Below are 8,435 nucleotides of genomic sequence, written 5' to 3' on the forward strand. Positions count from 1 at the left end.
ATGGGTGGACAGGCAAAGGTGTTATTCAACATACATTAACAAAAGCTTGCAAAGAACTCTACGCGGAGTTTAATATAATCTTAGATTCAAATTTAGCAGTCCTATCTGACCCCGCTTACTGCACGCTTATTTACGGTACAAGAGAAGACTTTTTAATTCCAAGTGCTTGCCTTAATTCTACAGTATCAGGTCTTGTAAGTAGGACTGTACTTAACGATAAGTATATTGGCAAGGATGATTTTCATGGTACAAAGTTTTATAGTGAACTGGCGCCCGTGGATGTTTCTAATTTCTATATAGATGAAATATGTAACTGCTTTAAGGATATAGATGCGGATTATCTATCTGCACTTATAAATGAAGATAGTAATTCCGAAGTTGCTGCAGATATTGAGTTTGATAATACTTCTCTAAACTGCAAAGGACTTAAAGATATTCAAAGTATTAAAGATAAATTCAACATTGATAATGTTAATCTTATAAAACCAGGAATTGGAGAAACCACAAGGGTCCTTCTCAGGCGTATTCCTTGGAAAATACTAATTGATTCCTTTCATAATCCAAATTTGAAACATATACTAAAGCTTGCGGAGGAAAAGAGTATTCCCGTCGAAATATATACGGATATGTGCTATTCCTGCTGTGGTATTATTAAATCAAAAGAAAAAGAAGATATGTAACCAATCGGTGTACAAGAAAGTACACTAGATATCGTTAGGATGTGTTTATATGGTATTTGCCTCAGACCTTGATAGTACGCTTATATATTCTGCAAGGCATTGTGAATTAATAGGTTCAGAAAAACTTATACCTGTGGATTTTTATAATAATAATAATTGTAGCTTTATCACGAGTTCCCTACAACATAAGCTAGAACATATAAATGAAAGTATGCTTTTTATACCTGTTACCACAAGGTCTAAAGATCAATATAAGCGGATGAAATACTTTTATGATGGAATAAAACCTAAATATGCTGTTGTGGCCAACGGAGGTATAATACTTAAGGATGGAATAGAGCTTAAATCTTGGTCAGATATAAGCTCTACTAAACTTAAAGGGTTGATATCTGTTAAAAACATGATAGAATTATGTAGTTTCTTTTTACAAATGGATTTCGTGATCTCATATAAAACTTGTGAAGATTTATTTATATATTCCATTTTGGATATGGACAAGCTAGCTAATGCTATTTCCAAGGGGCAGATGGATTTAAATTATCTTGAAATATTACGTTCCTTTTGCAAATCATATAATTATAGCGTATCAAAACAAGGTAAAAAGGTATATATCGTTCCAAATTGTATAAATAAATATGACCCTATAAAATATATAATGAAGCTGGAGAATATTAATACATTATTATCTGCTGGAGATTCTCTACTGGACTATCCTATGATAAAACACTCAAATTTCGGAATCATCCCATCACATGGAGAATTGCTACAAAGTCTTCCTGTTGAAAATTTTGCTGATACTGTATATATTACAAATGAATCTGGTATATTTGCAGGTGAAGAAATTTTAGATATTGTACATCAAAAGTTCCACGAAATTAAAGATATTTCACAACATGAATATATTTCTATTACAAGTTAAACTAATAACGTTTAACATAAAAAATTCACACTGTTGATTAAAGTCAACAGTGTGAATTTTTTATTTATGCTGCTATTTTCTCTTCTGATTCTGATTCAATCTTATCTTGTTTTTTTGTAAAAATCTTCATAATTAATTTTACAATCTCATTTACTACTATTACAAGTGAAGATAAAAGAATTATCTTTAGCCACATAGTAGCGCTTAATGATACTGCATTAAAGAATTCTGAAAACACTTCAGTTACAAATATTTGTACCACTGCTGTACCTAAAATTATCTTTAAGAATATAGTGTTTTTTGTAATGTTAGTAAATATACTATCCGTACCAAATTCTCTACAGTTAAATGCATTAAATAATGCACTAAAAGCAAATAATGCAAATAACACTGTCTGCATTTGGTTGACTTCTGTAACCCCATCTTTTGGGAACCCAGCTCCTAGTATGTCAAATTTCATTTGAATCATAAGAACAGCCGTTATATATAGAGCATTAGATATCATACTCTTTAACATTTGTTTAGTTATGATACTAGCATTTCTATTTGTAGGTTTTCTGTTTAAAACAGCATCTCTTACTGGCTCTAGTCCAAGAGTTAGTGCTGGTGGTCCATCCATTATAATATTTACCCACAATAGTTGTATTGTAGTGAATGGCATTTGGAAATCAAGTACTACAGATAAAATTGCTGTTAAAAAAGCAATAATATTTACTGTTATCTGGAATTGAATAAACCTTTGGAAGTTTTCATAAATACCTCTTCCCCATTTAATTCCTTTTACAATAGTACCAAAACTATCATCCGTTAATATTATATCTGCTGCATTTTTACTAACTTCGGTTCCAGCTATACCCATAGCTATTCCTACATCTGCTTTTGTAAGAGCTGGCGCATCATTTATTCCATCTCCTGTTACAGCAACTACTTCTCCATTTTTTTGAAGTGCTTCAACTATTCTCATTTTTGTATCTGGTTTTGAACGTGCTACTATTGAAATAGTAGTTATTTCTTGTCTAAGCTCCTCCTCAGATAATGTATCTATATAAGTAGCCTCAACTGCTCTACTCGTGCCTTCAAGTAAGCCTAATTCTTGCCCAATGGCAATAGCTGTATTAATGTTATCTCCTGTAAGCATTTTTGTAGAAACTCCTGCTTTTCTAGCAGTCTCTATAGCATCTTTAACATCAAGTCTTAGCGGGTCCCTTATGCCTACGAATCCTGTAAACACTAAGTCCTCATGTAAGGTGCCTTGCTCAGATGCTATAGCTACTTCGCCAATTATATTTCCATATGCAAATCCAAGTACTCGCATAGATTTTTTCTGAAGTATTTCAATTTCGTCTAATATTTCTTTTCGTCTGGCTTCATTTAACTCTTTTTGAATGCAATTAATATGTTCATATTTACATAACTCTAGAATAATTTCTGGAGCTCCCTTTGTGAGTACCGTGGAACCTTCCTCTTCTTCTATAACAGTACTCATTCTCTTGTTCTTTGAACTAAATGGAATTTGATGAGCTATGGTTGCATTTTCTCTTTCCTGCACATAATCGCAAGCATCATTGTATAAAAGAAGAGCACATTCTGTTGCACTACCTAAATATTTAACTTCTGAATCATCCTTTTCAATATCTGCTGTTGAATTTACAAGACAGTTATCTATAAAATAGTTATTGCTCTCGCTTAATTCATCTCTTCCTCTGAACTTACCATTTAAATAAACCTTTTCTACGGTCATCCTATTTTGAGTAAGTGTACCTGTTTTATCTGAGCATATTACACTTACTGAACCTATTGTTTCGCAGGCTTCCTTTTTAGTAACAAGAGCATTTATCTTGGCCATCTTTTGCATAGTTATTGCAAGTGTCATATTTATCATTGTTGGAAGCCCTTCTGGAACAGCCGCAACAATTAGTGCAACACATACTACAAAAGCAGTTTTTATTGGTCCAACAGACTCTAAAAATACGAATACACCACTAGTGTCTGGTGAAATAGTTTTTGCTACAACCATTTTTACAATCATAACTATAAATAATACGGCAGCTATAGCACTTGATACTTTTGAAATCTTTCCACCTAAATCTCCTAGTTTTGCTTGGAGAGGTGTTTGCAGATCACTTTCTACAAGATTTCTAGCTATTTCACCCATTTCAGATTTATCCCCTGTAGATGTAACTACAAAACTAGCTCTACCATAAGCTACAAGTGTTCCTCCAAAAACCATATTCAGTTGTTTTGCTGGAATTGGATCTTGAATAATATCTTTATCTTTAGCTTTTATATTTTCCATTTCTATTATAGTTTCTGCTTCTTTGCTTACGTCTTCTGATTCTCCTGTAAGCATATCTTCTCTAACCATTAAATCTATAGTATTTACAAGTCTTCCATCTGCTGGCACCATATCCCCTGTCTCAATTGAAACAATGTCACCAGGTACCAGGTCAATTTTATTCACCTGAATTATCTTTCCATTACGTAATACTTTTACCTCTATATTTTCTGTCATTTTTGAAAGTGCATCTGCAGCCTTTTGTGATTTACCTTCTGTAAATATTCCTATACTAATTCCTATAGCTACCGCACATACTATACCAATAGCATCTGCAAACTCCCCTACTAATGCACTGATTAAGGCCGCGGCTAAAAGTATCATCATCATAGGCTCAGTTATTGCTTCTTTAACACTGTCCCAAATAGAACCTTTCTCTTGTTTAGTAAATTCATTAGTACCATACTCCTCTAGCCTCTGTTTAGCTTGTGAACTAGATAAGCCCTTACTACTATTAACCTTAAGCTCATCTAAGACTTTTGAGCTCTCTTCATTAAAGTATTTCATATTAACCACCCTTCTATGACTTTTTCAATTTTCTTTTACAATAAAATATAGAAAATGATAACTTATCATTTTCTACATCATTAATTTATTGGTATTTTTTTATCATTTCACCTAAACCAGATGAAGAATCCCCTTCTCCTACGGCCATAAATTTCCATTCACCACTGTTACGATAAAGTTCACCGGCAAATAAACCTGTTTTACCAGAATACTCATCTGTCAAATTAAATTTAAATATTTCTTTATTATCTGCAATATTTACTAAACGTATGTAAGCATTTTGTATCATTCCAAAATGTTGTTTACGCTGCGCTGCAGCATAGATATTAACAACAAAAACAAGCTTTACTATGTTTTGAGGTATAGTTGACAAGTCAACCATAATTTGCTCATCGTCGCCATCACCATCTCCAGTAAGATTGTCTCCCATATGTTGAATACTTCCACATTTACTTTTTAGATTTCCAAAATAGATTAAGTTTTCTTTCCCTCTTAGTTTATCTTTTTCATCTAACATAAGTACTGAAGCATCACAATCTATTTCTGCTTGCTTGCCTCCAAACAATCCCCCAAGAAGTCCCTTAGATGACTGCTTAACTGCGTCCCATCCAAGCCCTATCATTGTCTTTTTTAGTCCTGGACTTTCCTTTGTTAAACTTATCCTTTGCCCCTTTTGTAAATTTATACCCATTTCCCACATCTCCTTCAAACATCTATTGTGCTTGCTACACTAATTAATTCAAAATGTCATATTCCTTTATGCATCAAGACCATAGTTTTTACAAAGTGCTGATAATCCACCTTGAAAACCGCTTCCTGTTGCACTAAATTTCCATTCGTTATTGTTACGATATATTTCACAAAATACTAATGCAGTTTCTACTGAAAAATCTTCTGACAAATCGTATCTTAAAACTTCTTCATTAGTATCTTCATTTACTACTCTAACAAAAGCATTAGAAACCTGACCAAAGTTTTGCTGACGACCTACTGCATCATGTATGGTTACTGTAATTGCTATTCTCTCTATTTCTGAAGGTATTTTAGAAAATTCGATAATTAATTGTTCATCGTCACCTTCACCTTCCCCAGTTAAATTATCGCCAGTGTGTGTAACCGCTCCTGATGAATGAACTAAATTATTATAAAATATAAAGTCTAGGTCATTATTAGTTTTTCCATTTGAACCTACTAAAAAAGCTGAAGCATCTAAATCGAAATCTCCTCCGCCTGAATATTTATTTGTATCCCATCCAAGTCCTATAATTGCCTTCTTTAAACTTGGATTAGTTTTAGTTAAATCAATTTTTTGCCCTTTATTTAAATTAATTGTCATAATTATTCCTCCTTAATTTTTAGTTTACATTAATTCCAAAGTTGCTACAAAGTGCATTTAGTCCACCTTCAAATCCACTTCCAATTGCACTAAACTTCCATTCACCGTTGTTACGATATAATTCAGCTACTACAACTGCAGTTTCAATGCTATAATCTTCACTTAAATCATATCTTATTAATTCTTCATTACTATTTTCATTTAAAATTCTTATAAAAGCATTAGATACTTGTCCAAAATTTTGTGACCTCTCCGCAGCTTCATGAATAGTTACCGTAAAGTTAATTTTTTCAACAGACGCTGGCACTTTATTTAGTTCAATTCTAATTTGCTCATCATCACCCTCGCCCTCACCAGTTTTGTTATCTCCTAAATGCGATACAGATTCAGCTGAATCCTTTGGGTTATTATAAAAAATAAAATCATTATCAGATGATACTTTTCCATTTGCTCCTACTAAGAAAGCTGCTGCATCTAAATCAAATGCCGCTCCCCCATCATACTTATTTGTGTCCCATCCAAGTCCAACAATAACATTAGTAAGACCAGGATTTGTTTTAGTTAAATCTACCTTTTGACCTTTTTTCAAACTAATTGCCATGATACATTCCTCCTAAAATGCCACTGAAGTGGCTATATTAAACTTTTATAGTATATTATATAGCGGTTAAATAATTGATTTTAATTATAATATAAAGGTCTATTATTAATTATTTCCAAAAATTCAGACAATAATCATTTTATATTTACATTTATTAAAAAAGCTTTACTCTAGGTTGAATTACTTAGCATAATTAAACTCCAATAAAGCAACAATCATTAGTACTAGTATAACATGTTTTTGCACTAAACACTAGGTTGTGTAGTCAAACATCCCTTGCTTTTATGTATATTTTTAGTGAACAATTTTACAATACAGAATTTATAATTACATATAAGTTGATTTAAATTAAAAGTTATGGGCACGTTTGCAAACTCTAGATTCGATAAAATTGCTCTTTGGATTATTGGATTGATAGTAACTGCACTTAACATAATACTATTATTAAACTATATAATATAAATTTATTAACAACAACAACGGAAAAGGCTCTAGAGAACGAACCCCTAAAGCCTTTATTTCTTATCATTTTCTAGTATCTTTTCCTTTTTCTGAAAACTGTCTCCTAATTTAAATTTCTCCTCTTCCTCTTCATTAGGTAGTGTTTCCACATAAATACTTGTACTTGGAAACGCCATTGAAACTCCTAATTGCTCTAAAATCCCGATTATATTAAAATTAATATTTTCTTTTATTTTTAAATATTCTGCTAACGCTGTTGTATCAGCGAAGAAATATATAAATATATCTAAACTACTAGCACTAAATTTATCAAAATTAACAAAAATAGTCTCCTTATTAACCTGTGGATGATTCTCTATCATATTTCTAATATTGTCTACACAACTCTGCAATTTCTCACTAGAGGTTCCATAAGTTACTCCTAAATTAAAAGTGATTCTCCGTTTACCTCTTCTACTAAAATTAGTTAAAGGTTCATTAGCTAATTTTGAATTAGGTACTGTTATTATCGCTTCATCAAACGTTCTTATTTTAGTAGTTCTAAAGGAAATGCTTTCTATCGTACCTTCTAAAGTGTCAATACTAACCCAATCGCCAATAGTGAAAGGCTTATCCAGTATTATAAATATACCTGCAATAATATTAGCGGCTGCATCTTTAGCGGCTAGTGCAAATGCCAATCCTCCGAGTCCAAGGCCTGTAATAAACCCTTGAATAGGAATAGACCATATGTCAGCAATCACATTAATAGCTAATGCTATTATTATAAATCTTAATATTTTTGATATAAAAGGAAACAATATTTTGTCCACTTTTATATCATATGCTTTATGCATTTTTTCAAATAATACAGAAGATTCCTCAGTAAGATTGTATGCTCCCCAAGAAATTAAAATTATAACAACAGAGCTAAAAACCTTATCTATGGTTGGTATGTTAATTATGTTATATGCCATAGTTAGAATTTTAAAAGCAAAATAAAATCCCAACACCCCAAAAAAATTGGTTACAGGTTTTTCAAAGGCTGCTACTATTTTTGTATCTGCATCAAATTTTGTTTTATTAACAAGTCTTAATATTATTTTGAATACATATTTTGCAAATATCTTTTTTAACAATGCAAATAATGCAAAAACTCCAATAGCTATTCCTACATATTTAAATTTATAGTATATAAAATCATTTAAAATATCGTTTTTAGTAAAAAAATCTAATATAGATTGGAACAAAAAAATCACACTCTCTTTCTTCTTATGCAAATGTATATAATCATTTTAATCTAATTATTATATTTTCTCAATGGAATATATAAAAAAACAAGTTTTAATAATATATTCACATATAAAAAAAACACTTCATAAAGAAGTGTTTTTTTTGGTGGCTTACCGGGGAATCGAACCCCGGACACCATGATTAAAAGTCATGTGCTCTACCAACTGAGCTAGTAAACCATGTTACCTGGCGACAACCTACTCTCCCACAAGGTCACCCTTGCAGTACCATTGGCGCATTGAAGCTTAACCTACCTGTTCGGTATGGGAAGGGGTGTTACCTTCATGCCATAATCACCAGATTGAGAATATAAATATTCTCTC

The 8,435-nt window shown here is 31.9% G+C and carries 7 protein-coding genes, 1 tRNA gene and 1 rRNA gene; 2 read left to right on the plus strand and 7 right to left on the minus strand.

The genetic code is table 11. The features are described from left to right. On the plus strand, positions 1-680 hold a 680-nt coding region (locus tag JJD95_RS18595; protein WP_291644759.1), incomplete at its 5' end, for a cysteine protease StiP domain-containing protein. 49 nt (positions 681-729) lie between these two features. Continuing rightward, a complete protein-coding gene (locus JJD95_RS18600) occupies positions 730-1,599 on the plus strand; it encodes an HAD family hydrolase (RefSeq protein ID WP_291644760.1) in 870 nt (289 codons plus the stop codon). Positions 1,600-1,663: 64 nt separating this feature from the next. On the opposite strand, the gene JJD95_RS18605 is transcribed toward JJD95_RS18600, so the two are convergent. The 7 genes from JJD95_RS18605 to rrf form a co-directional block, all read right to left on the minus strand. Then, a complete protein-coding gene (locus JJD95_RS18605; RefSeq protein ID WP_291644761.1) occupies positions 1,664-4,441 on the minus strand; it encodes a calcium-translocating P-type ATPase, PMCA-type in 2,778 nt (925 codons plus the stop codon). A gap of 85 nt (positions 4,442-4,526) precedes the next feature. Continuing rightward, complete coding sequence (locus JJD95_RS18610; RefSeq protein ID WP_291644762.1) at positions 4,527-5,132, minus strand: TerD family protein; 606 nt, start codon at positions 5,130-5,132, stop codon at positions 4,527-4,529. A gap of 66 nt (positions 5,133-5,198) precedes the next feature. Continuing rightward, the gene (locus JJD95_RS18615; protein WP_291644763.1) at positions 5,199-5,777 is read right to left on the minus strand and encodes a TerD family protein; all 579 of its coding nucleotides are present in this window, start codon (positions 5,775-5,777) and stop codon (positions 5,199-5,201) included. A gap of 19 nt (positions 5,778-5,796) precedes the next feature. Beyond that, positions 5,797-6,381: a TerD family protein gene (locus tag JJD95_RS18620; protein ID WP_367114852.1), complete on the minus strand. Its 585-nt coding sequence runs from the start codon at positions 6,379-6,381 to the stop codon at positions 5,797-5,799. Positions 6,382-6,893: 512 nt separating this feature from the next. After that, the gene (locus tag JJD95_RS18625; protein ID WP_291644765.1) at positions 6,894-8,069 is read right to left on the minus strand and encodes a mechanosensitive ion channel family protein; all 1,176 of its coding nucleotides are present in this window, start codon (positions 8,067-8,069) and stop codon (positions 6,894-6,896) included. 146 nt (positions 8,070-8,215) lie between these two features. Continuing rightward, a tRNA-Lys gene (locus tag JJD95_RS18630) sits at positions 8,216-8,291 on the minus strand. Between the two features lie 5 nt (positions 8,292-8,296). Continuing rightward, positions 8,297-8,413: ribosomal RNA gene (gene rrf, locus JJD95_RS18635) — 5S ribosomal RNA — on the minus strand. Between the last annotated feature and the right edge of the window lie 22 nt (positions 8,414-8,435).

Origin of the sequence: Clostridium sp. (genome assembly GCF_016650035.1) — a bacterium.
Lineage (GTDB): Bacteria > Bacillota > Clostridia > Clostridiales > Clostridiaceae > Clostridium_AD.

Excerpts from the sequence above, each read along its gene's own strand:
- JJD95_RS18600 (WP_291644760.1), top strand. The coding sequence starts at position 730 with ATGGTATTTGCCTCAGACCTTGATAGTACGCTTATATATTCTGCAAGG.
- JJD95_RS18605 (WP_291644761.1), bottom strand. The coding sequence starts at position 4,441 with ATGAAATACTTTAATGAAGAGAGCTCAAAAGTCTTAGATGAGCTTAAG.
- JJD95_RS18610 (WP_291644762.1), bottom strand. The coding sequence starts at position 5,132 with ATGGGTATAAATTTACAAAAGGGGCAAAGGATAAGTTTAACAAAGGAA.
- JJD95_RS18615 (WP_291644763.1), bottom strand. The coding sequence starts at position 5,777 with ATGACAATTAATTTAAATAAAGGGCAAAAAATTGATTTAACTAAAACT.